15 protein-coding genes are annotated in these 21170 nt (G+C 64.5%); 11 read left to right on the top strand and 4 right to left on the bottom strand.

Translation table 11 applies throughout. From position 1 onward, the window contains the following. Positions 1 to 29: 29 nt before the first annotated feature. The 10 genes from hisD to hisIE all read left to right on the top strand — a co-directional run bounded on the left by hisD (position 30) and on the right by hisIE (position 13886). Positions 30 to 1355: a histidinol dehydrogenase gene (gene hisD, locus ACB037_RS09140; protein ID WP_371175233.1), complete on the top strand. Its 1326-nt coding sequence runs from the start codon at positions 30 to 32 to the stop codon at positions 1353 to 1355. Continuing rightward, on the top strand, positions 1352 to 2422 hold the full coding sequence (gene hisC / locus ACB037_RS09135; protein WP_252593463.1) for a histidinol-phosphate transaminase: 1071 nt from the start codon (positions 1352 to 1354) through the stop codon (positions 2420 to 2422). Before hisD ends, hisC begins: the two co-directional genes overlap by 4 nt. 19 nt (positions 2423 to 2441) lie before the next feature. Next, a complete protein-coding gene (hisB, locus tag ACB037_RS09130; protein WP_042017604.1) occupies positions 2442 to 3575 on the top strand; it encodes a bifunctional histidinol-phosphatase/imidazoleglycerol-phosphate dehydratase HisB in 1134 nt (377 codons plus the stop codon). Further along, positions 3575 to 4198, top strand: coding sequence for an imidazole glycerol phosphate synthase subunit HisH (hisH, locus tag ACB037_RS09125; protein WP_104455912.1), 624 nt, complete (start codon positions 3575 to 3577; stop codon positions 4196 to 4198). Before hisB ends, hisH begins: the two co-directional genes overlap by 1 nt. Positions 4199 to 4203: 5 nt before the next feature. Then, positions 4204 to 4950 (top strand): 1-(5-phosphoribosyl)-5-[(5-phosphoribosylamino)methylideneamino]imidazole-4-carboxamide isomerase, encoded by a 747-nt coding sequence (hisA, locus tag ACB037_RS09120; RefSeq protein ID WP_045524835.1) that lies wholly within the window; start codon positions 4204 to 4206, stop codon positions 4948 to 4950. Positions 4951 to 5082: 132 nt separating this feature from the next. Beyond that, on the top strand, positions 5083 to 6192 hold the full coding sequence (locus tag ACB037_RS09115; RefSeq protein ID WP_010674688.1) for a two-component system response regulator: 1110 nt from the start codon (positions 5083 to 5085) through the stop codon (positions 6190 to 6192). Further along, positions 6185 to 8338 (top strand): PAS domain S-box protein, encoded by a 2154-nt coding sequence (locus ACB037_RS09110; RefSeq protein ID WP_371175232.1) that lies wholly within the window; start codon positions 6185 to 6187, stop codon positions 8336 to 8338. The genes ACB037_RS09115 and ACB037_RS09110 overlap by 8 nt, the downstream gene beginning before the upstream one ends. Beyond that, positions 8335 to 12306, top strand: a complete 3972-nt coding sequence (locus tag ACB037_RS09105; protein ID WP_371175231.1) for a PAS domain S-box protein — start codon at positions 8335 to 8337, stop codon at positions 12304 to 12306. The genes ACB037_RS09110 and ACB037_RS09105 overlap by 4 nt, the downstream gene beginning before the upstream one ends. Positions 12307 to 12484: 178 nt before the next feature. Next, positions 12485 to 13258 carry an imidazole glycerol phosphate synthase subunit HisF gene (hisF, locus tag ACB037_RS09100; RefSeq protein WP_103243155.1) on the top strand — a complete coding sequence of 258 codons (774 nt, stop codon included), beginning with the start codon at positions 12485 to 12487 and terminating at the stop codon, positions 13256 to 13258. Continuing rightward, a complete protein-coding gene (hisIE, locus tag ACB037_RS09095) occupies positions 13251 to 13886 on the top strand; it encodes a bifunctional phosphoribosyl-AMP cyclohydrolase/phosphoribosyl-ATP diphosphatase HisIE (RefSeq protein ID WP_371175230.1) in 636 nt (211 codons plus the stop codon). The genes hisF and hisIE overlap by 8 nt, the downstream gene beginning before the upstream one ends. 92 nt (positions 13887 to 13978) lie before the next feature. Here hisIE and ACB037_RS09090 read toward each other — a convergent pair whose 3' ends face one another. The 3 genes from ACB037_RS09090 to ACB037_RS09080 all read right to left on the bottom strand — a co-directional run bounded on the left by ACB037_RS09090 (position 13979) and on the right by ACB037_RS09080 (position 16877). Further along, positions 13979 to 14299 (bottom strand): hypothetical protein, encoded by a 321-nt coding sequence (locus tag ACB037_RS09090; protein ID WP_042881380.1) that lies wholly within the window; start codon positions 14297 to 14299, stop codon positions 13979 to 13981. A gap of 66 nt (positions 14300 to 14365) precedes the next feature. Then, the gene (locus ACB037_RS09085; RefSeq protein ID WP_193550731.1) at positions 14366 to 15064 is read right to left on the bottom strand and encodes a YafY family protein; all 699 of its coding nucleotides are present in this window, start codon (positions 15062 to 15064) and stop codon (positions 14366 to 14368) included. Positions 15065 to 15254: 190 nt separating this feature from the next. Then, on the bottom strand, positions 15255 to 16877 hold the full coding sequence (locus ACB037_RS09080; protein ID WP_371175229.1) for an acyl-CoA synthetase: 1623 nt from the start codon (positions 16875 to 16877) through the stop codon (positions 15255 to 15257). A gap of 323 nt (positions 16878 to 17200) precedes the next feature. On the opposite strand from ACB037_RS09080, the gene ACB037_RS09075 reads away from it, so the two are divergent. Next, complete coding sequence (locus ACB037_RS09075; RefSeq protein WP_010674678.1) at positions 17201 to 17740, top strand: glycine zipper 2TM domain-containing protein; 540 nt, start codon at positions 17201 to 17203, stop codon at positions 17738 to 17740. A 154-nt stretch (positions 17741 to 17894) separates the two neighbouring features. On the opposite strand, the gene ACB037_RS09070 is transcribed toward ACB037_RS09075, so the two are convergent. After that, positions 17895 to 21113: an ExeM/NucH family extracellular endonuclease gene (locus tag ACB037_RS09070; RefSeq protein WP_371175228.1), complete on the bottom strand. Its 3219-nt coding sequence runs from the start codon at positions 21111 to 21113 to the stop codon at positions 17895 to 17897. Positions 21114 to 21170: the final 57 nt, after the last annotated feature.

Raw genomic sequence — 21170 nt, 5'->3', positions numbered from 1 at the left:
CCGAGATGATGGAATAAGGAAGACACATCATGCAGACCCTGATCTGGAAGACCCTCTCCCCCGCCCGGCAAGCCGAGGTCCTGACCCGGCCCGCCCTTGGCGACGAAGCCGACATCGGTACCGTGGTGCGAGACATCATTGCCGCGGTACGCAGCCGGGGCGATGAGGCCCTGCGCGAGCTGAGCCAGCGTTTCGAACGCGCGCCCCGCGAACAGCTTCGGGTGAGCGACGCGGAAGTGGATGCCGCCTGCGCTCGACTCGGTGATGACATCAAGGGCGCCATCGAGGCCGCCATCGCCAATATCCGTACCTTCCACGCCGCCCAGGTGCAGCCCGTCGTCCGAGTCGAAACCCAACCCGGGGTACTGTGCGAGCTGCGCACCCAACCCATCAGCCGGGTCGGCCTCTATGTCCCGGGAGGCAGCGCGCCGCTCCCCTCCACCGTGATGATGCTGGCCATTCCGGCAAGACTGGCCGGTTGCCGTGAGGTGGTGCTCTGCACCCCGTCTCCGGCGAGCGACGAGATCCTGTTTGCCGCCCGCGCCTGTGGCGTTCGCCAGGTGTTCGCCATCGGCGGCGCCCAAGCCATCGCGGCCATGGCCTATGGCACGCAGACCATCCCCAAGGTGGACAAGATCTTCGGCCCGGGCAACGCCTATGTGACCGAAGCCAAGGGGCAGGTTTCCCGTGACTGGCGGGGCGCCGCCATCGACATGCCAGCCGGCCCCTCCGAGGTGCTGGTGATCGCAGACGAGAGCGCCAACCCGGCCTTCGTGGCATCGGATCTGCTCTCCCAGGCCGAGCACGGCCCCGACAGCCAGGTGGTGCTGGTCACCACCTCCGCTTCCCTGGCCGATGCCATCGGCAGCGAGCTCCAGGCGCAGCTCGCCGACCTCAGCCGCCGCGACATCGCCGAGCAAGCCCTGAAGGCAAGCCTGGTGATCCTCTGCGACAGCCTGGAGGAGGCCTGCGCCATCTCCAACGCCTATGCCCCGGAACACCTCATCGTGCAGACCCGGGCCCCCCGGGATCTGCTGGACAAGCTCGAGAACGCGGGCTCCATCTTCCTTGGGGCATGGACTCCGGAATCGGTCGGTGATTACGCCAGCGGCACCAACCACACCCTGCCCACCTACGGCTATGCCCGCACCTGCTCGAGCCTGGGGCTTGCCGACTATCAGCGCCGCTACACGGTTCAAGAGCTCACTGCAGACGGCATTCGCGGCCTTGGCCCCATTGTCCAGCGCATCGCCCAGGCCGAGGGACTCGATGCCCACAAGCATGCCGTCACCCTCAGGTTGAACGCCCTGGCCGCCGAGCCCCAACAAACAGCACAGCAGAAGGATTTGTCATGAGCATCGTCAATCTGGCCCGTCGCGTCGTGCGGGCTCTCACACCCTACCAGTCCGCTCGCCGCATCGGCGGCAAGGGCCACGTCTGGCTCAATGCCAACGAGGCACCCCTGGCCTATCCCTTCACCGTCGAGGGGAGCCGCCTCAACCGCTATCCCGAGTGCCAGCCGGCCGAGGTGGTGAATGGCTATGCCGCCTACGCCGGGATCAATCCGGATCAGGTGCTGGTGAGCCGCGGCGCCGACGAGGCCATCGAGCTGCTGATCCGCACCTTCTGCGAGGCGGGGGAAGATCAGATCCTCATCTGCCCCCCCACCTACGGCATGTACGCCATCAGCGCCGAGACCTGTGGCGTGGGGATTGTCGAGCAGCCATTGACCGCCAGCCGTCAGCCGGACTGGCCCGCCATCGCCGATCGCCTCTCTGACGTGAAGCTGGTGTTCCTCTGCTCCCCCAACAATCCCACCGGGGATCTGGTGGGCCGCAAGGGACTCGTCGCCCTGCTGGAGAAGGCACGGGACCGCGCCATCATCGTCGTGGACGAGGCCTACATCGAGTTCTGCCCGGAGGCCTCCGTGGTGGACCTGCTGGCCCAATACCCGAACCTGGTGGTGACCCGCACCCTCTCCAAGGCCTTCGCGCTGGCGGGGATCCGCTGCGGCTTTACTTTGGGGGATCCCGAGGTGATTGCCATGCTGGCCAAGGTGATCGCGCCCTACCCCATTCCCGACCCCATCGCCCAGATTGCCGCCCAGGCGCTCTCTCCCATGGGGCTGGAACTGATGCAGGAGCGGGTGCAGGAGCTCAACAAGCAAAAGGCGCTCATCAAGGCGGAGCTGCTTCGTCTGCCCTGCGTCAAGGAAGTGTTCGAGGACAAGGGCAACTTCGTGCTGGTGCGCTTCGTGGATGGCGCCGCCGTGTTCGCCGCCATGAAGGCCGCCGGCATCATCTTGCGTGATTTCTCCAGCAAGCCTGGCCTTGACAACAGCATCCGCATCACCATCGGCTATCAGGGCGAAATGGACGCCGTGCTGGCCGTGCTGCGTGACCTGCCCCCACCCTCTCTGTAAGACAAGCAAGGATGTAGCGATGAAAACCCCGTTTTTGTTTATCGACCGTGACGGCACCCTGATCGAGGAGCCGGTCACCGACAAGCAGGTGGACAGTCTTGCGAAGCTGCGCTTCGAGCCCATGGTGATACCTGTGCTGCGTGAGCTCCAGGCCGCCGGCTACGTGCTGGTGATGGTGACCAACCAGGATGGGCTCGGCACCGCCAGCCTGCCCCTTGAAAACTTCCAGCCGCCTCACGACCTGATGATGCACCTCTTCGAATCCCAGGGCGTCACCTGGGAGCAAGTGCTGATCTGTCCCCACTTCCCCACCGACGGTTGCAGCTGCCGCAAGCCTCACCTTGGGCTGGTGAAGGAGTATCTCGCCTCGGGCCGCATCGACTTTGCCAACTCCTTCGTGATTGGCGACAGACAGACCGACATCCAGCTTGCCGAAAACATGGGCATCCGCGGCATACGCTACCACCCGCAAGATCACGGATGGACTGCCATTCGTGATCAGCTGCTCTCCAAGGGGCGCGTGGCCGAGGTGGAGCGCTACACCAAGGAGACCCGCATCCAGGTGGCGGTGGATCTCGACAAGAGCGGTGGCAACCAGATCGCCACCGGCATCGGCTTCTTCGATCACATGCTGGATCAGATAGCGACCCACGCGGGCTTTCGCCTCAAGCTCAAAGTGAGCGGCGATCTGCACATCGACGATCACCACACGGTGGAAGATGTGGGATTGGCACTGGGTCAAGCCCTGCGCCAGGCACTTGGCAACAAGCGCGGCATCGGCCGCTTCGGCTTCGTGCTGGCGATGGACGAGGTGCAAGCGGTGATCGACGGGCGTCCCCGCCAGGAGGCTGACAACACCTCGCTGACCGAGCTGGACGTGGCCACGGCGCTGGATCTGAGCGGCCGTCCCTACTTCGTGTTCGACTGCCCGAGCGGCTTTGGTCGCGACAGCGTGGGAGAGATGGCCACCGAGATGGTGCCCCACTTCTTCCGCTCCCTCTCTGACGCCATGGCCATCACCTTGCAGATGAAGGTGGGCAGCGGCAACACCCACCATCAGGTGGAGGCGCTGTTCAAAGGCTTTGGCCGCGCCCTGCGCCAGGCCATTCGCGTGGAAGGGAGCGAGCTTCCCTCCAGCAAGGGGGTGCTGTGATGGGGAAGCAGAACCTGGTCATCATCGACACCGGCTGCGCGAACCTCGCCTCGGTGCGCATGGCGTTCGAGCGCCTCGGCGTGCAACCCAGGGTGAGCTGCAAGGCCACCGACATCGAGCAGGCGGACAAACTGATCCTGCCCGGCGTCGGCACCGCCATCGCCGCCATGAAGAACCTCAATGAGCGGGAACTGGTGCCCCTCATTCGCGCCGCCAAGCAGCCGCTGCTCGGTTTCTGCCTCGGCATGCAGATGCTGGCACAGGCCTCGGAAGAGAACATGAGCGCCGATGGCAGCGAAGGAGCGCTCATCGACTGCCTCGGCATCGTGCCTGGCAGGATCCGCCTGATGGAGGTGGGCAACCTGCGCCTGCCCCACATGGGCTGGAACCAGATTGCACACGACGAGACCCACCCGCTACTCAAAGGCATCCCCAGCGGCAGCTACTTCTACTTTGTCCACTCCTATGCGCTGGAGGTGACCGACGCGACCCTGGCGACCTGCGACTACGGCCTGCCCTTTACCGCCATCGTCGGGCGGGACAACTTCTTTGGCGCCCAATTCCACCCGGAGCGATCCGGCCCGGCCGGTGCCCGCCTACTGCAAAACTTTCTGGAGCTATGACAGGCATGATTATTCCCGCAATAGACCTTATCAATGGTCAGGTCGTGCGCCTCTACCAGGGCGACTACGGCCAGAAAACCGCCTACAGCGACAACCCGCAGGCCCGCTTCGATGACTATGTCAGCCAGGGGGCGGCTCAGTTGCACCTGGTGGATCTGGACGGCGCCAAGGATGCCAAGGCCCGCCAGTTGGCCCTCATCGCCCAGTTGCTGTCCGCCACCGAGGCACCGGTGCAGGTCGGCGGCGGCGTGCGCAGCGAACAGGATGTGGCTGACTTGCTGGCGGCCGGCGCCAGCCGGGTGGTGATCGGCTCCACCGCCGTCAAATCCCCGGATCTGGTGGCCAGCTGGATGGAGAAATATGGCCCCGAGCGCATCGTGCTGGCCCTGGATGTCAACATCGATGAACAGGGCAACCGCCACATCGCAGTGGCTGGCTGGCAGGAGAACAGCGGCATCTCCATCGAGGCGCTGATCGAGCGCTTCCTCCCCGCCGGACTCAGACACGTGCTCTGCACCGACATCAGCCGGGACGGTACCCTGGCGGGCACCAACGTCGAACTCTACCGGGATCTCTGTGCCCGCTACCCGAGCGTCGGCTTCCAGGCGTCCGGCGGTATCGGCGGCCTGGCGGATATCGAGGCGCTCAAGGGAACCGGCGTCAAGGGGATCATCCTCGGCCGTGCCCTGCTGGAGGGCAAGTTTGACGTGGCAGAAGCCATTCACTGCTGGGGTGACGGCCGCGCTGCGTGACGCGCCCCTTTCCGGCATCAGACAGCCTGCCCATCCGGGCAGGCCTCTTTCTCCCCGATGGGGGCGAACCTTATGATTTGGCAGCAATTGGCTCTATACTCGACCTCACAGGGATAGCGTCATGGAAGACATATGTTGACACCTCACAACGCCACCATCCTGATCGTCGACGACTCACCCGAAAATCTGATGGTACTGACCGAATTGCTTTCGCCTCATTACCGCGTGCTGGCTGCGCAGAGCGGGGAAAAATGCCTGCGCATCGTCAGCGCGGATCCAAAGCCTGACCTCATCCTGCTGGATGTGATGATGCCCGGCATGGATGGTTATGAAGTGCTAAGGCAATTGCGTCAGTCCCCGATCAGCAGCCGTATTCCCGTCGTTCTGCTCACCGCCCTCGCCGACCCCCAGAGCGAGGAGTTCGGCCTCTCCCTCGGCGCCGCTGATTACATCACCAAGCCCATCAAACCGGTGGTCGTTCAGGCCCGGGTGCGTACCCAGCTGGAGGCCAAGCAGGCCCGTGACGGTCTGCAAAACCAGAATGCGGCGCTGGAAGCCGAGGTCGCGCGGCGAATGGCGGAAAACGACCTGATCCAGCAGGTCTCCATCCGAGCTCTCGCCCATCTGGCGGAGATCCGCGACCCCGAAACCGGCAACCATATCCTGCGCACCCAGGGCTATGTGCGTCTGCTGGCGAGCGCCCTGGCTGATCACCCCCGTTTCGCCGATACCCTGACCCCGGGTTACATCGACCTGCTGAGCCGCTCCGCACCGCTTCATGATATCGGCAAGGTGGGCATTCCCGACCACATCCTGCTCAAACCGGGCAAGCTGACCCCGGAGGAGTGGCAGATCATGCGCACCCACGCCAAGCTCGGCAGCGATGCCATCGAGGAGGCCGAACAGGACATGGAGCAACCCCTGGCCTTCCTCACCCTGGCCAAGGAGATCGCCCACTGGCACCACGAGAAGTGGGATGGCAGCGGCTACCCGGATGGCTTGCAAGGGGACGCCATACCCCTCTCGGCCCGCCTGATGGCGCTGGCAGACGTGTTTGACGCCCTCATCTGCGCCAGGGTCTACAAGCCGGCCATGAGCTACGACGAGGCTCGCGCCCTCATCCTCTCCGGCAGTGGCCACCATTTCGATCCCGATGTCGTGACCGCCTTCGATCGCCATTTCGACGCGTTCGTCACCATTGCCGAACGCTACCAGGATGGCAGCGAGGCCGTGGATGGCTGAGGCTCCCCTGACCCGGGCACATGTGCTCAACGTCGTGCTCACCTATGCCGCCGTGGCAAGCCTGTGGATCCTGCTCTCCGACAAGGCGGTGGAGTGGCTGTTCAGCACCCCTGCCCAGTTCGCCATGGCAAGCACCATCAAGGGCTGGCTCTTCATCCTCATCACGGCCCTCATGCTTTATGCCATGCTTCGTCGTCGCATTGACACCACCGGCAGCACACCTGTCTTTACGAGGCGTCAATGGATCCCCTTCCTGTTGCTCAACGGGCTCATTCTGGCCCTGACCGCCATGGCCATCGCCCGCAACATCGAACTGGCACGCAACAAGGAGGTGGCTCGTCTCGAAGCCATCGCGGATCTCAAGAGCCAGCGCGTCACCGAGTGGCTCGGAACCCACGAGCAGGATATTCACCAGCTCATAAAGGGTCTGGGCAGTACTGATTTCTATCGTCCCGGACAAGCACCATCCTCACCCGAAGCGATCACGCCACCACTGGCAAGGCTGCTCGAATTCATCTCGGTACGCGGATTTCACGGTGCGGCCGTGTTCAATCCTGCCGGACAGCCCCTGTGGCATACCCCGGGTGGCGACACCATGAATGCCACGTTGCGTGACGCCCTGCCACGGCTCGAGCAGGGCAACGTCATGCGTCTTGGTCCCTATCTCGATGATCGCGGTCACGCCAGGCTGGACTTTTTGGTCAATCTGGAGGTTGCTGCAGGACCTGCCCCCGTGCTGGTGATGCAGATAAGCGCAAATCGCTGGCTCGATCAGATCCTGGGGGCCTGGCCCGTCCCAGACAGCAGCGGAGAAGCCATTCTGTTTCGCCAGCAGGGGGATCAGGTCCACTATCTGAGTAGCCTGCGCTATCGCCCGGAACCGGCTCTCACCCTGCACTATCCCGTCACCCACCCCACCCTGCTGGCAGCCCAGTATTTGCGGCTCGCCGAACGCGGCACGCCCCAGGTGCTTTATGGCCAGGATTACCGGGGCAGCGAGGTCTTCGGGGTTGTCTATCCGGTCATGAACACGGACTGGTACCTGCTGGCCAAGATCGACAAGGCGGAACTCTACCAGGCCACCTTCAAGGAGAGCGTCTGGATCGGTCTCATCGGCCTGCTGGTGCTCTTTGTCACCAACGCCGGCATCATCCTGCTGCGCCAGCACACCCGGCTGCAGATGGCCGAGCAGCTTCAGCACTCCCAGTCCCAGCGGCTGGAGGCGTTGCAACTGCTCTCCGCCATCGCCGACAGCTCGGAAGACGCCATCTTCGCCAAGAACAAGGAGGGCAGATACATCCTTTTCAACCGGGCCGCCAGCCAGTTTGTCGGCAAGCCGGTTGACGAGGTGCTGGGCCAGGATGATCTGACGCTCTTCCCGCAGCAGCAGGCGCAGATGCTGATGGCATCCGGGCGCCAGGTCATAGAGCGCAACCGGGTGCAGACCGAGGAGGAGTACCTGACCCTGCCCGATGGCGAGCATGTGTTTCTCGCAACCAAAGGCCCCTTGCAAGACAGCGAGGGGCAGGTGATCGGGATCTTCGGCATCTCTCGGGACATCACGGACTTCAAACGGGCCGAGGCCGACTTGCGAGAGCGCGAGGGACTGTTCCGTGCACTGGTGGAGCAATCCCTTGCCGGGATCTACATCATCCAGCAGGGTCGGCTCTGCTACATCAACCCCTGTTTTGCCCGACTGTTTGGCTATGACACCCCGGGGGCGCTGATCGCCGTTGGCCAGTTACACGCCCTTGCCGCTCCCAAGGACAGCACCAGGGTCGCCGAGCTGGTGCACGCGTGCGAGCAGGACGCGCGCGATATCCACACCCGCTTCAGTGCCCTGCATCAGCACGGGGAATCCCTGGAGGTCGAGCTGTACGGGCGGCGCGTCGACTACCTCGGCCAGCCCGCCATCATCGGCATTCTGCTCGATGTCACCGAACGGGAGCAGGTTGAACAGGCCCTTACCCGCCAGGCCAGCGAGCTGCGCCAGCAGAACCATGAGCTGGAGCGGTTCAACAAGGTGATGGTGGACAGGGAACTCGCCATGCTGGCCCTCAAGCACCAGATCAACGGGCTCTCCCGTCAGCTCGGAGTGCCGCCCCCCTATCCCCAGGCCCCCATGCCACCGGAGGATCTCCCATGATGAGCTGGTCACCCCTGTGGCATGTGCGCCCCTCCACCCAGCGCTGGGGGATCTCCCTGCTGGCCGTGCTGCTGCCCGTTCTGATGTTGCAAATCCGGGTCCAGCTGCCCATCGCCTTTGGCGAGCGACCGCTGCTGGTTCTCTTCATGTTGCCCATCATCGTTTGCGCCCTGTTGGGGGGCTTGTTGCCAGGTCTGCTCTGCACTCTGATCACCGCCCTGGTCACCAGCTATTTCATGCTCCCCCCCATCTATTCACTGAGTGTCGAGGCTGGCCAGGATCTGGTGCAATGGTGCCTGCTCATCGCCAACGGTCTGCTCATCAGCGTGCTCAGTGCCGCCTTTCATCGCGCCCGGGCCAGAGAGGTCCTGCGCTGGCAGGAGCTGATGAACACCCAGAACCAGTTGCAGCAGAGCGAGAACCGCTTCCAGGTCACCTTCGAACAGGCGGCGGTCGGCATCGCCCTGGTCTCCCCCGATGGACACTGGCTGCGTGTCAATCAGCGGCTGTGCCACATCCTGGGCTACCGGGCCGACGAGCTCACCGGGATGACATTCCAGCAGTTGACCCACCCGGACGATCTCTACCTCGATGAGGCCCATGTGGCCCGGGTGCTGGCGGGAACTATCCCCCACTACACCCTGGAGAAGCGCTACCTGCACAAGGGGGGCGAGATCATCTGGACCACTCTGACGGTGGCCCTGGTGCGCGACGCCGAAGGCAATCCCGACTACTTCATCTCCATCATCGAGGACAACCGGCAGAACAAGGAGACCGAGGAGGCGCTGCGCCGCAACGAAGCCATACTGCGCGAGTCCCAGCGTCTCGCCAAGATAGGGAACTGGCGCTGGCGCGTGGCCGATGACAGCCACTTCTGGTCACCGGAGATCTATCGCATCTATGGCCGGGATCCGGCCCTCCCCCCCGCCGTCTATCCCGAGGTCAGAAAATACTTCACCCAGGAGGGGTGGCACACGGTGGCCCAGGCCGTCGAGCGCTGCAGGATGGACGGGCAGCCCTACGAGTGCGATGCCGAAGTGATCACGGAGCAGGGGGAGACCGCCTGGGTCATTGCCCGCGGAGCGGCGCTCAGGGACAGGGATGGCACCATACTCGAGCTCTACGGCACCGTGCAGGACATCACAGAGCGCAAACTCGCGGAGCAGCGCCTGCAACACAATCAGCAGATGGCGCTCGATACCCAGCGTCGTGCTCGCCTCGCAGCCCTGAACCTGATGGACGACGCCATCAGTGCACGGGTGCGCGCCGAAACCGTCAGCAGCGCCCTGCGCGAGAGCGAACAGCGCCTGCTGATGGCCCAGGAAGGGGCCCATGTCGGCATCTGGGAATGGGACATGGTCAGCAACCGCCTCTTCTTCTCGCCGGAATGCGCCCGCCTCTATGGCCGCAGTGCCGAGGCGCTCGGCGAGCTGGCCGCCTGGCAAGCCTGCCTGCATCCGGATGACAGGCCCCGCATCGAGCAGTTGCTGGCGGAGCGGGCGGTCAGCGGCGCCCCCGTCGAGCTGGAGTTCAGGATCCTGCTGCCAGATGGCGGCATCCGCTGGCTGGTGAGCAAAGGGAGTGTCTACCGGGACGCCCAGCAGCGGCCCGTGCGCCTCCTTGGCATCCATCTGGACATCACCCAGAGCAAGCTGGCCGAGCAGCAGTTGCGCCAGTTGTCCCTGGCCCTCGAACAGAGCCCTGACGGCGTCTTCATCACCGACACCCGGGCGCGCATCGAGTACGTCAACCCCGCCTTCCTCGCCGCCAGCGGTTACCAGCAGCACGAAGTGATAGGCCGGACCCCGTCCCTGCTGCGCTCGGGCCTCACCCCGGATGCCAGCTATGTCGCCCTGTGGGATGCCATCAACCACGGCCAGCGCTGGCATGGCGAATTCATCAACCAGCGCAAGGATGGCTCCCACTACCAGGTGCTGGCCACGGTGTCGCCGATCCGCCAGGAGAGCGGCGAAATCACCCACTACGTCACGGTCCAGGCCGACATCACCGAGAAGAAGCAGCTCGGCGAGGAGCTGGACCAGTATCGCTACCACCTGGAGGAGATGGTCAACGAGCGCACCCGGCAGCTGGCCCAGGCCCACCAGCGGGCCGAAAGCGCCAACCACGCCAAGAGCGCCTTCCTTGCCAATATGAGCCACGAGATCCGCACCCCCATGAACGCCATCCTGGGGCTCACCTATCTGCTCAAGCGCGACACCCGGGATCCCACCGACCTCGAACGGCTGACCAAGATAGACACTGCCGCCCAGCACCTGCTCAGCATCCTCAACGACATCCTGGATCTCTCCAAGATCGATGCGGGCAAGATGACGCTGGAGCTGACCGATTTCTCCCTCACCGCCATGCTGGACAACGTCCGCGCCCTGATGAACGACCAGGCCAGGGCCAAGGGGCTCACCATAGTGACGGACATCGGCGATACCCCCGCCTGGGTGCACGGCGACATCACCCGCCTGCGCCAGGCCCTGCTCAACTATGCGACCAACGCCATCAAGTTCACCGAGCAGGGAACCGTCACCCTGCGCGTCAGGCTGGCCCGCCCCCTCACCACCGGCTACCTGCTGCGCTTCGAGGTGGAAGACACCGGCATCGGCATCACCCCTGCGCAGCGCGAGAAGCTGTTCCAGGCGTTCGAACAGGCGGATGTCTCCACCACTCGCAGATATGGCGGCACTGGCCTTGGCCTTGCAATCACCAGCCGGATCGCCGCCCTGATGGGGGGCGAGGTCGGGGTCACCAGCGAGCCAGGCCAGGGAAGCTGCTTCTGGTTTACCGCCAGGCTGTTCAAGGCAAAGGAGGACGCTCCTTCCCGGACCCCGTCCGAGCAGGGGAACCAACAGGCCTTCAGCTTCCCTCGCCACGCCCGGATCCTGCTGGTGGAAGACAACGCCATCAACCGGGAAGTGGTGCTTGAGCTCCTGTGCCACAGCGGCCTCGTCATCGAGACGGCCGTCAACGGCCAGGAGGCCCTGGCCCTCGTCAGCCAGCACCCCTTCGACCTCATCCTGATGGACATACAGATGCCGGTGATGGATGGCTACAGCGCCACCCGCGCCATCCGGGCCCTGCCCGGCATGGACAGGCTGCCCATCCTGGCGCTCACCGCCAGCGCCTTCGAGGAGGACAGAAAGGCGAGCGCATCGGCCGGCATGAACGATTTCATTGCCAAGCCCGTCACCCCCGCCAAGCTGTTTGAAGCCCTGCAGCGCTGGCTGCCCCAGGGCAAGGTCCCCGAGCTTGCCCCGGACGACAGCACTCGCCATCCCGTGACAGGCCCCCTTGCCCGCCTGCAGGCACACCCGGGTCTGGATCTCGACCAGGGGCTGGCGGCCCTCAACGGCAATCAGGAGAAATACCTGGCCCTGCTTCGCTACTTCATCCATGAGCATGGCCAGGACATGACCCGGCTGCACCGCCACTTGCAGGCCGGGGAGCACAGCGATGCAACCCGCATGGTCCACAGCCTGCGCGGCGTGGCGAGCACCCTGGGGGCACATGAGCTGTCGCACCACTGCCTGGCCCTGGAGCAGGCCATCGCGGACGGCAACACTGAGCCCACCGGACTCATGTCATCCATCGATGAAGAGATCGCCGCCCTTTGCGCTCTGCTCGGGGACGATCTCGCCACCCCGACCACCGATCTGGTGCCCCTGGGGGATCATTGGCGCCAGCAACTGCTGGGCCAGATGGAAGCCCTGCTGGTGCAAAGCGACACCGCCGTGATCCCCCTCTACGAGCAGTATGCCGGTCCCCTTCGCCTCATGCTGGGGTCTCGCAGCGACACCCTGACCAGGCAACTGAAGGCGTTTGATTTTGATGCCGCCCTGCTCACCCTGCGCCAGCATATGGCAACGGACGAGACCCACCCGGACGATCGGGCTCCCCTCCCCGAGGCGCCAGCCTGCCATCCGGGGCAGGTGAAGGGCGACAAAGGGTTGAATCACTGAATGAAGTCATGCATATAGTGGGGTGCCCAGAGGCGACGAGACGGCCTGCCGGGCCTGTCGTTTCTCCCTTCATGGGCCCCCGTTCAAGGCATGCCAACCGTGTTCCCGTCCGCCGCCCGGGCCAACGCCGGCGGCAGAACGACGTTTCTTTAACCGTGCTTTACATGGAGCAATGAGCATGTTGTCAAAGCGTATTATCCCCTGTCTCGACGTCAAAGATGGCGTGGTGGTCAAGGGCGTGCAGTTTCGCAACCACGAGGTGATGGGCGGCATTGTCGACCTCGCCCGCCGCTACGCCGCCGAGGGCGCCGATGAGCTGGTCTTCTATGACATCACCGCCTCGAGCGACGAACGGGTAGTGGACAAGAGCTGGGTAAGCCGGGTGGCGGAAGTCATCGACATCCCCTTCTGCGTCGCCGGCGGCATCAAAAGCGTGGAGGATGCCCGCCAGATCCTGGAATTCGGTGCCGACAAGGTCTCCATCAACTCCCCCGCCCTGGCCGATCCCACCCTGATCACCCGGCTCGCCGAGCGCTTCGGCGTGCAGTGCGTGGTGGTGGGTATCGACTCCTACTTCGATGCCGCCCTCGGTCAATATCAGGTCAAACAGTTTACCGGCGACGAGAGCCGCACCCGCACCACCACCTGGACCACCCTGGAGTGGGTACAGGAAGTGCAGCACCGGGGCGCGGGGGAGATAGTGCTCAACGTGATGAACCAGGACGGCATGCGTCAGGGGTACGACCTTGAGCAGCTCAAGCTGGTGCGCGCCGTGTGCAAGGTGCCCCTCATCGCCTCCGGCGGCGCCGGGGCCATGGAGCACTTTCGCGATGCCTTTACCCTGGCCGACGTGGACGGGGCGCTGGCCGCCTCCGTGTTCCACAAGGGCCTCATTCCCATTCCCGAATTGAAACGCTGGCTGAAAAACGAAGGAGTCGCCATCCGTGAATAATCAAGCAGTAGACAATGCATTGCCGCTGGCCGAGCGCCTGGACTGGGCCAAGTGTGAGGGCATGATCCCCGCCATCGTCCAGCATTCCCTCAGCGGCGAAGTGCTGATGCAGGGCTTCATGACCCGCGAGGCGCTGGAAAAGACCCAGACCACCGGCCAGGTCACCTTCTTCAGCCGCAGCAAGCAGCGCCTGTGGACCAAGGGCGAGAGCTCGGGCCATGTGCTCAAGCTCGTCGCCATCACCACCGACTGTGATCAGGACTCCCTGCTCATTGCCGCCGACCCGGTCGGCCCCACCTGCCATCTGGGCAACCCCTCCTGCTTCGACGGCCACCCCGTGCCGCCGCTCGGTTTCCTGGCCGAGCTCGAACAGATCCTGGCATCACGCAAAGGGGCAGATCCCGCCACCAGCTACACCGCCAGCCTCTATGGCAAAGGCACCAAGCGCATCGCCCAGAAGGTGGGTGAAGAGGGGGTGGAAGTGGCCCTGGCCGCCATGGCGAAAGACAGAGAAGAGCTCATCAACGAATCCGCTGACCTGCTCTACCACCTGACCGTCTTGCTGCAAAACGAAGGCTTGGGTTTGAAGGATGTGGTGCAGCGCCTGCATAAGCGCCACACGAAGTAATTATTGAATTCTGTTCAACAAAACGGGCCCTATAGGCCCGTTTCATTTCATGATTGCCATCTCACCGGGGGATGGCAGGCCCCGCTCCGCCCTCAGCCGATACGGGTCCAGAAGCTCATGTTGACCGAGTGATGGTCAAGCAGGGTCAGGTACTCCCCTGCCACGTCGTTGTGCAGCCACTGCTGGCAGTAGGCTTCCACCAGCGACTGGCTGGGGGCCATCACCACGTCCGCATAGAGGCCGTCGGCGCCGCGCAGCAGGCAGTGCATGATGAGCCCGGATTGCTGGACAAGAAACTCGGACTCGACCCGCCGTGACAGGGCGAGCAAATCAGCCTCCGTCACCCCTTCCCTGAGCCTGAAGGTGGCAAATTCGACGCCCCCTGCCTCTTGCATGTCACCCTTGATGATCATCTCGTTTTCTCCGTTGTGGATGGTCTGGAGAACCCAGCATAACGAAGGGCTACTGACAGCCTTGTGTCAGTCCTGAATGACCTTTTCGGCGCCACTGCGCCCAGGGGGAAACGCGTCCGACTGGCGCAGGGCAAGGTAATCGGCCAGGGTCGCGCCAGGTGGTGCCCCTTCTCCCGGTCGGCACGGCGCCAGGGTGTCGATGCGATCCACCCTGAAATCCCGGTAGGCCCGGCGCAGCGCACACCAGGCGCCGAGCGTCCAGCATCCGCCCCAGTAGAAGAGCCCGAGGGGAAAGAGCTGGCGTTCGGTCCTGCTGGCGCTGGCATCCCGGTAGCCAATGTGCAGCCAGTGACCGGCCGTGATGGCGTCGTGCAACCTGTCCCAGCGAGCGTATGCAGGGTGCGCCGTGGAATAGTCCGGCACCCGCACCACGGGGACGCGAGGTGCCCGAGCCTCCTTGGCGGGCAGAGCCGCCTCAATCTTGGCGAGCAGGGCGCGGGCCGGATCGGCCATCCCCTTGCCCGTCAGCACCGCCACCAGGTTCACCCCGGTGATGAGGGCCTCCAGCTCGGCCGCACTCAGTTGCAACGGGGCCATCTCGAACCCCTCGCTCAGCCGATAGCCCAGCCCGGCTTCCCCGTAAACCGGAATGCCCGCCAAAGAGAGATCGTCGATATAGCGGTAGATGGTGCGCTCCGACACGCACAGGCGCGTCGCCAGATCCCGGGCGGTCAGGGGTTGATGCGCCCGCAGCAGGTTGGTCAGTTGAAACAGTCGGTCCGATTTTCTCACAGGCATCCTCAGGCTGGCGGGACATGGCGGCCATGGTAAGCCGGGACGGGCTCGAAAGGCACGTCTTGTTGGCTGGCGACCGCTACCGGCGAGGCCCTGCTTCTTTGCATCACGCAACACAAAACGGGCCCGCAGGCCCGTTGATGGCGCGGCGCCTTTGTCGTCACGCCAACTGCTTGCGCAGCATGAATTTTTGCACCTTGCCGGTGGAGGTCTTGGGCAGCGGGGTGAAGATGATGCGCTTGGGGGCCTTGAAGTGGGCCATCTGCTCGCGGCAGAACGCAATGAGCTCGGCCTGGGTGAGCTCGCGCCCCTCCTTGAGCTTGACGAAGGCGCAGGGTACCTCCCCCCAGGTCTCGTCCGGCATGGCGATCACCGCGGCTTCTTCCACATCGGGGTGGCGATAGAGCACGTCCTCCACCTCCAGGCTGGAGATGTTCTCCCCGCCGGAGATGATGATGTCCTTGGATCTGTCCTTGATCTCCACATAGCCGTCCGGGTGCCAGACCGCGAGATCCCCGCTTCGAAACCATCCCTGAGCCATCGCCTCCTCGCTCGCCGCCGGGTTCTTGAGGTAGCCCTTCATGACGATGTTGCCCCGCAGCACTATCTCTCCCAGGGTCTTGCCATCCATGGAGACCGGCTCGCCGCTGACGGGGTTGATGACCCGCATCTCCCCTTGCAGGGGGGAGGCCACCCCCTGACGCGCCTTGAGACGGGAGAGGGTGGTGGCATCCTGCCCCTGCCAGCGTCTTTGCGGCTCGCACACCACGCAGGGGCCATAGGTTTCGGTGAGGCCATAGACATGGGTCACGGCGATCCCCATCGCCTCCATGCCGGCGATCACGGTGGCGGGTGGCGCTGCCCCCGCCGTCATCGCCTTGATGGGGTGGTCGAGCCCCTGCTTGAGTGCCGGATCGGCATTGTTGAGCATATTGAGCACGATGGGGGCGGCGCAGAAATGGCTCACCTTGTGTTCGCGCAGCGCCCCGTAGATGGCCGCCGCCTGCACGTGGCGCAGACAGACGCTCACCCCGGCGGTGGCCGCCAGGGTCCAGGGGAAGCACCAGCCGTTGCAGTGGAACATCGGCAGGGTCCAGAGGTAGACCGGGTGCTTGGGCAGCTCCCAGGAGAGGGCATTGTTGATCGCATTGAGGTGGGCGCCGCGATGGTGATAGACCACCCCCTTGGGGTTCCCCGTGGTGCCGGAGGTGTAGTTGAGGGAAATGGCCTGCCACTCGTCCGCCGGCAGCCAGCCGGGTTCGTCCCCGTCCCCCAGGGCGATGAACCCCTCGTAGTCGAGCTCGCCCACCAGCTCCCCTTCCCGGTAGAGGGGATCGTCGATGGCGATCACCAGGGGCTGGCTGTCAATGAGAGAGAGCGCCTTTCGCACCACGGCGCCAAACTCCCGGTCCACCAGCACCACCTTGCTCCGGGCGTGCTGGAAGATGAAGGCCATGGCGTCCGCATCGAGCCGGGTGTTGATGGTGTTGAGCACGGCGCCGCTCATGGGCACCCCGAAGTGCGCCTCGAACATGGCCGGTACATTGGGGGCGACGATGGAGACGGTGTCCCCCTCGCCAATGCCGCGACGGCGCAGGGCCGAGGCGAGCTGGCGGCAACGGCGTTCGGTCTGGGCCCAGCTCTGGCGCAGGGGCCCGTGGATCAGCGCCGGATAGTCGGGATAGACCCGGGCGGCCCGCCCCAGAAAGCTCAAGGGGGTCAGCGCCTCGAAATTGGCGGGCGTCTTGCCAAGGCCGGCGTCGTACATGTTCTGCTCTGTCATCGGATCCTTCCTCACAGGGACACAAAACGGGGTGGCTCTCGCGGTTCACCACGACCGGCATTGCGCCCTGATGCGGGGCCAGGATACCGGCTGGAACCGGATGAAAGGGTATCAAGGGGGCCAGATCCCAGGTATTAGCGAAACGTCTTAGGGGCCCTCGGCCCTGCTCTCCCTGTCGCCAATCGCCGACGCTATTTTTGCGCGGTCACTTTTTGCGCAGTCAGCCCCTGTCGCGATCCCGTGGCCCTTGCCTTGAGCCTGCGGCGCAAAATGCGAAGAATGATCCCAAGCCCTCAACGGGTATGAGTACGAGGAGAAGAGTGATGAACAAATCCATGTTGGCAGGTGTCGGGATCGGTGTGGCCTCTGCGCTGGCATTGTCGGCGGTCGCCAGCGGATCCCTGTTTTCATCAGAGCCCCAGTTTGCCGAGGTGCTGGCCAGCAAGCCGGTGACCGAGACCATCAAGACGCCGCGTCAGGAGTGCCGCAACGTCACCCTGACCCACCGCAAGCCGGTGCAGGACGAGCACAAGATCCTGGGTACCGTGGTTGGCGCAGCCCTGGGCGGCGTGGTCGGCCACCAGTTTGGCGGTGGCAGCGGCAAGAAGGTGGCCACCGCCGCCGGTGCCGTGGCAGGGGGTTATGCCGGGAATCAGGTGCAGGGCAACATGCAGGCGGGTGATACCTACACCACCACGGAGCAGCGCTGCAAAACGGTGCAGGAGAGCAGCACCCGCACCATCGGCTATGACGTCACCTACCGCCTCGCTGGCCAGGAAGGGGTGGTACGCATGGAGAAGCAACCCGGCCCCACCATTCCGGTCAAAGATGGCAAGCTGGTACTGAGCAACGCGCAGGGTTGATACTCCGTTAGGAGCGCCCTGCCATGAGGAAGGCCCACCATGACGGTGGGCCTTTTTCATCTTCGCAACCCCACCTGTCTGCAACAGGTCTTCCCAACAAACGTTTTCTCAACAGAAAGGGGCCCGCAGGCCCCTTTCTTTTGCTCAATCATCCTCAGTGGCGACCGAAGGGCCACCAGGGCTTGTCGTTGTCCTGGATGTCGACCCGGGTCTGCTGCAGGGCGCCGGGCTGGCCCCCTTCCACCCGATCGAGGCTCACCCTGAACTGCTCGGTGGGCTCGACGAACCAGTCATCGATGATCAGCACCTTGACCGACTTGCTGCCCCCCTCGCCCGCGGCCCAGCTAACCGTCTGGCCGAACCAGGGCAGGAAATCCAGTCCCCAGCGCGCGGTGACCCCGTCAAGGGCCACCCGGGCCCGGGCCGGCTTGCTCAGATCGCCGCTTCGCACCAGGGGGATCTCGGCAAACCACTGCCCCTCGTTCACCGTCAGGCTGGCGCGCGCCAGCGAGATGGTGGACGGCGCCAGCTTGTCCTTGATGGTCACCAGGGTCTGGTGCTGCTCGCCTAGGGTCGCGCCACTCGGGTCAAACAGCTCCAGGGTAAAGGTCTCGTCCCCTTCGCGCAGGGTATCGCTCTTCACCGGGATGCTGATGGTCTGGCTGTCGCTCTGTCCGGCGGCCCAGTGCAGGGTGCCGGTGAGGGGTGCCACGTCGCCTGCGTCCGCGCTGCCGTAGGCAATGCGGTAGCTGACGCTGGCCTCACCATAGCTGCCGTCACGGCGCGCCACGCTCAAGACCAGAGTGTTGCCCTCCTCCACGCTCGCAGCGGCGCTCTCGAGGCTCAATACCCCGGCGGGTGGCAGCGGATACTGGATGGCTACCAGCACGGGATCGTGATCCGAGGCGCTGAAGGGGCCCTCGGATTTCGCCAGCTGGCCGCTGTACTTGCTGCCGTACTCGAAGAAGTTGCTCTCGGCGGAGTTGATGTGCCAATCCTCGATGCCGATCACCTTGGCCGCGAGACTCGGGTTTGCCAGGGCGTGATCCAGGTTGCCGAGCTCCCCTTCGTAGCTGTAGGAGTAGGTGTCGGTGCCGTGGAAGCGGGTGTTGAGGTTCACAAAACCATACCCCTTGCCAAGGGCGCTGCCGCTCTCCTCGAAGGGCTGGCCCGCCAGGGTGGTGAAGGAGGCGCTCATGATCTGGCGCGATTGGGCGGCCGGATCATAGTCGGTCAGCACCCGAATGGGATCCTCCATGCCGTAGGCGTTCATGTCGCCGATAAGCAGCAGATCCCCGGCCAACTCTTTGAGCTGTTCTCCCAGCACCTTGGCGGCAGAGACCCGCAGCGCGTTGCAGTGGCCCTGACCATCCAGCGGATCGGCGGTGGCGTAGTCGGGGTAATCCTCGAAGCAGGCGGAGCCCTTGGACTTGAGGTGGTTGACCACCAGGGTCAGCGGCGCATCCCCCTTGGGCGAGCTAAAGCGCTGCACCAGCGACTCGCGCATCCCCTGATTGATGGTCACCGGCTTGCCGCTGGCGTCCACCGCCTCGGCCTGCTGCACCGGCAGCGCGATGAGGCTGGCGGCCCCTTGCGGGCTCACGCTGGCGGGTCGGTAGATGAGCCCCACCGTGATGGCGTCGGTGCCAATGGGCTTGCCATCCGGCGAGGCAATCCAGCGGTAGTGATCCGCCTCATCCGGCTGGGCGGCGTTCAAGGCCGCCACCAGATTGGCGATGGCGGAGTTGTCGCCGTAGCCGTTGTTCTCGATCTCCATCAGCCCCACCACGTCGGCGTTGAGGCGGGTGATGGCGCTGACGATCTTGGTGCGCTGCAACTCGAACTCCGCCACCGTCAGGGCGCCCCGGTTGCTACCGGTGGGGTTGGCATCGCCCCCCACGACCGTGGTGAAGAAGTTGAGCACGTTGAAGCTCGCGACCCGCAGATCCCCCGCCTCGGCGAGCTCGGAGGTTTCCACCCGATCCCAGCCACTGTGATCTATCTGGCTCGCGTCAATGCGGTTGCTGGCCACCAGTCTGAACAGGTTGTAGGAGTAACCGAGGGCCCCCTCCAGCCCGTTGAGCCTGTCGCCGATGCGCAGGTAACCGTCCTCGGCATTGAAGCCGGGATACCAGGGCAGCACGCCATCCGGCGCCTTGGCGTCGGTCTCCACCACCAGCTGGTTCTGCTGGTTGCGAAGGGCCCAGTCGCTCGCCTCCTGGCTCATGGCGGCAAACTTCTGGGTCGACTTGATGAGCGGCGCGCCATAGGCCAGCACCAGGTTGTTGCGCTTGCCGTCGTAATCGAAGCTGAAGTTGCGGGTCACCACCAGGCTGGAACCCGGCACCAGCCGAACCTGCATCCCCTCGTGACGCTCCAGCAGCTGGCTCAGGCTCTCGCCCGCCACCGGCACCAGATCCACTGCCGCCGGCACTGCCCCAGCGGGCCGAGTCACCACCAGCTCGTCGGCGTTGATCTGGGTCTGATTGAAATACTCCTTCACCTTGCCCGAGACGCACACCTCAGCCCCCGGCACGATGGCAGCGTTGGCCTTGGTGCTGTAGACGAAGAGGCCGTCGGAGGTGGCCGGATCCCCGTCCCCCTGCTCATCCTGAATGAAGAAGCCCTTGTAGAGGCCGCTCACTACCTGGGTCACCACGCCGCGGGTGGCATAGGCCTGTTCCGATTCGAACTTGCCGGCCGGCACCAGCGGGCTGCTGCTGCCCGGGCCCTGAATGGCGGGCACCGGCACCAACTGATCCACCGGGCAGACGAAGGCGGGCGGCTGGGTACCATCGCAGGGGCCATCGCCACTGCAACCCAGGCCACTGGCGTCATCTTTCGGGGCCGCCACGTATTCCTGCGCCGGATCAAAAGGCGACGTCGCATCAGTGCGGCCCATGGTGACGGTGGCCTTGCGGCGCAGTGTCATGTCCAGGGTCGAGACGCTCCCCGACACCCAGGCCGTGCCCGGATCCACCCCCACCTGGCCGACGCTGTCCACTATCTCGCTGCCGCGATAGAGCACCAGAGCATCGTCACCGTTGAACACCAGGTTGCCGCTGGTCTGGGTCGTCTTGGCCAGGATCTCGGCATTTGCAGAGGGGTTGGCCAGCACCAGGGTGGCGCCCGGGGCCAGCGTGCCTTGCAGCGCCAGGCTGTTGGTGGGTGATTCGCTGATGGGTTTGCCGTTGGCGTAGAGTGCCAGCCGGTATTGGGAGAGATCGACGGCGTCGCTGCCGAGGTTGCTCAGCTCCAGCGCCTTGTTGTTGCCGGACCCTTCCAGGTATTCGGTGATAAGCAGTTGCGCCTGTGCCTGTCCAGCGAGCGCCAGCCCGACGGCCAGCGCCACCAGAGAGTGTCTTCCTGACATGGTCAGTTTCCTTTTTTATTTGCAGATCATGTTATTGGCGCCCCGCACAAGGCGGGC

The sequence above is a fragment of the Aeromonas sp. S19(2024) genome (assembly GCF_041402625.1).
GTDB lineage: Bacteria > Pseudomonadota > Gammaproteobacteria > Enterobacterales > Aeromonadaceae > Aeromonas > Aeromonas caviae.
The sequence above is the reverse complement of the archived record's forward strand: the minus strand, read 5'-3'. Positions and strand labels throughout refer to the sequence as shown.

Excerpts from the sequence above, each read along its gene's own strand:
- hisH (WP_104455912.1), top strand. The coding sequence starts at position 3,575 with ATGGGGAAGCAGAACCTGGTCATCATCGACACCGGCTGCGCGAACCTC.
- hisB (WP_042017604.1), top strand. The coding sequence starts at position 2,442 with ATGAAAACCCCGTTTTTGTTTATCGACCGTGACGGCACCCTGATCGAG.
- ACB037_RS09105 (WP_371175231.1), top strand. The coding sequence starts at position 8,335 with ATGATGAGCTGGTCACCCCTGTGGCATGTGCGCCCCTCCACCCAGCGC.
- ACB037_RS09075 (WP_010674678.1), top strand. The coding sequence starts at position 17,201 with ATGAACAAATCCATGTTGGCAGGTGTCGGGATCGGTGTGGCCTCTGCG.
- hisD (WP_371175233.1), top strand. The coding sequence starts at position 30 with ATGCAGACCCTGATCTGGAAGACCCTCTCCCCCGCCCGGCAAGCCGAG.
- hisA (WP_045524835.1), top strand. The coding sequence starts at position 4,204 with ATGATTATTCCCGCAATAGACCTTATCAATGGTCAGGTCGTGCGCCTC.
- hisF (WP_103243155.1), top strand. The coding sequence starts at position 12,485 with ATGTTGTCAAAGCGTATTATCCCCTGTCTCGACGTCAAAGATGGCGTG.
- ACB037_RS09110 (WP_371175232.1), top strand. The coding sequence starts at position 6,185 with ATGGCTGAGGCTCCCCTGACCCGGGCACATGTGCTCAACGTCGTGCTC.
- ACB037_RS09080 (WP_371175229.1), bottom strand. The coding sequence starts at position 16,877 with ATGACAGAGCAGAACATGTACGACGCCGGCCTTGGCAAGACGCCCGCC.
- ACB037_RS09090 (WP_042881380.1), bottom strand. The coding sequence starts at position 14,299 with ATGATCATCAAGGGTGACATGCAAGAGGCAGGGGGCGTCGAATTTGCC.
- ACB037_RS09070 (WP_371175228.1), bottom strand. The coding sequence starts at position 21,113 with ATGTCAGGAAGACACTCTCTGGTGGCGCTGGCCGTCGGGCTGGCGCTC.
- ACB037_RS09115 (WP_010674688.1), top strand. The coding sequence starts at position 5,083 with ATGTTGACACCTCACAACGCCACCATCCTGATCGTCGACGACTCACCC.
- hisC (WP_252593463.1), top strand. The coding sequence starts at position 1,352 with ATGAGCATCGTCAATCTGGCCCGTCGCGTCGTGCGGGCTCTCACACCC.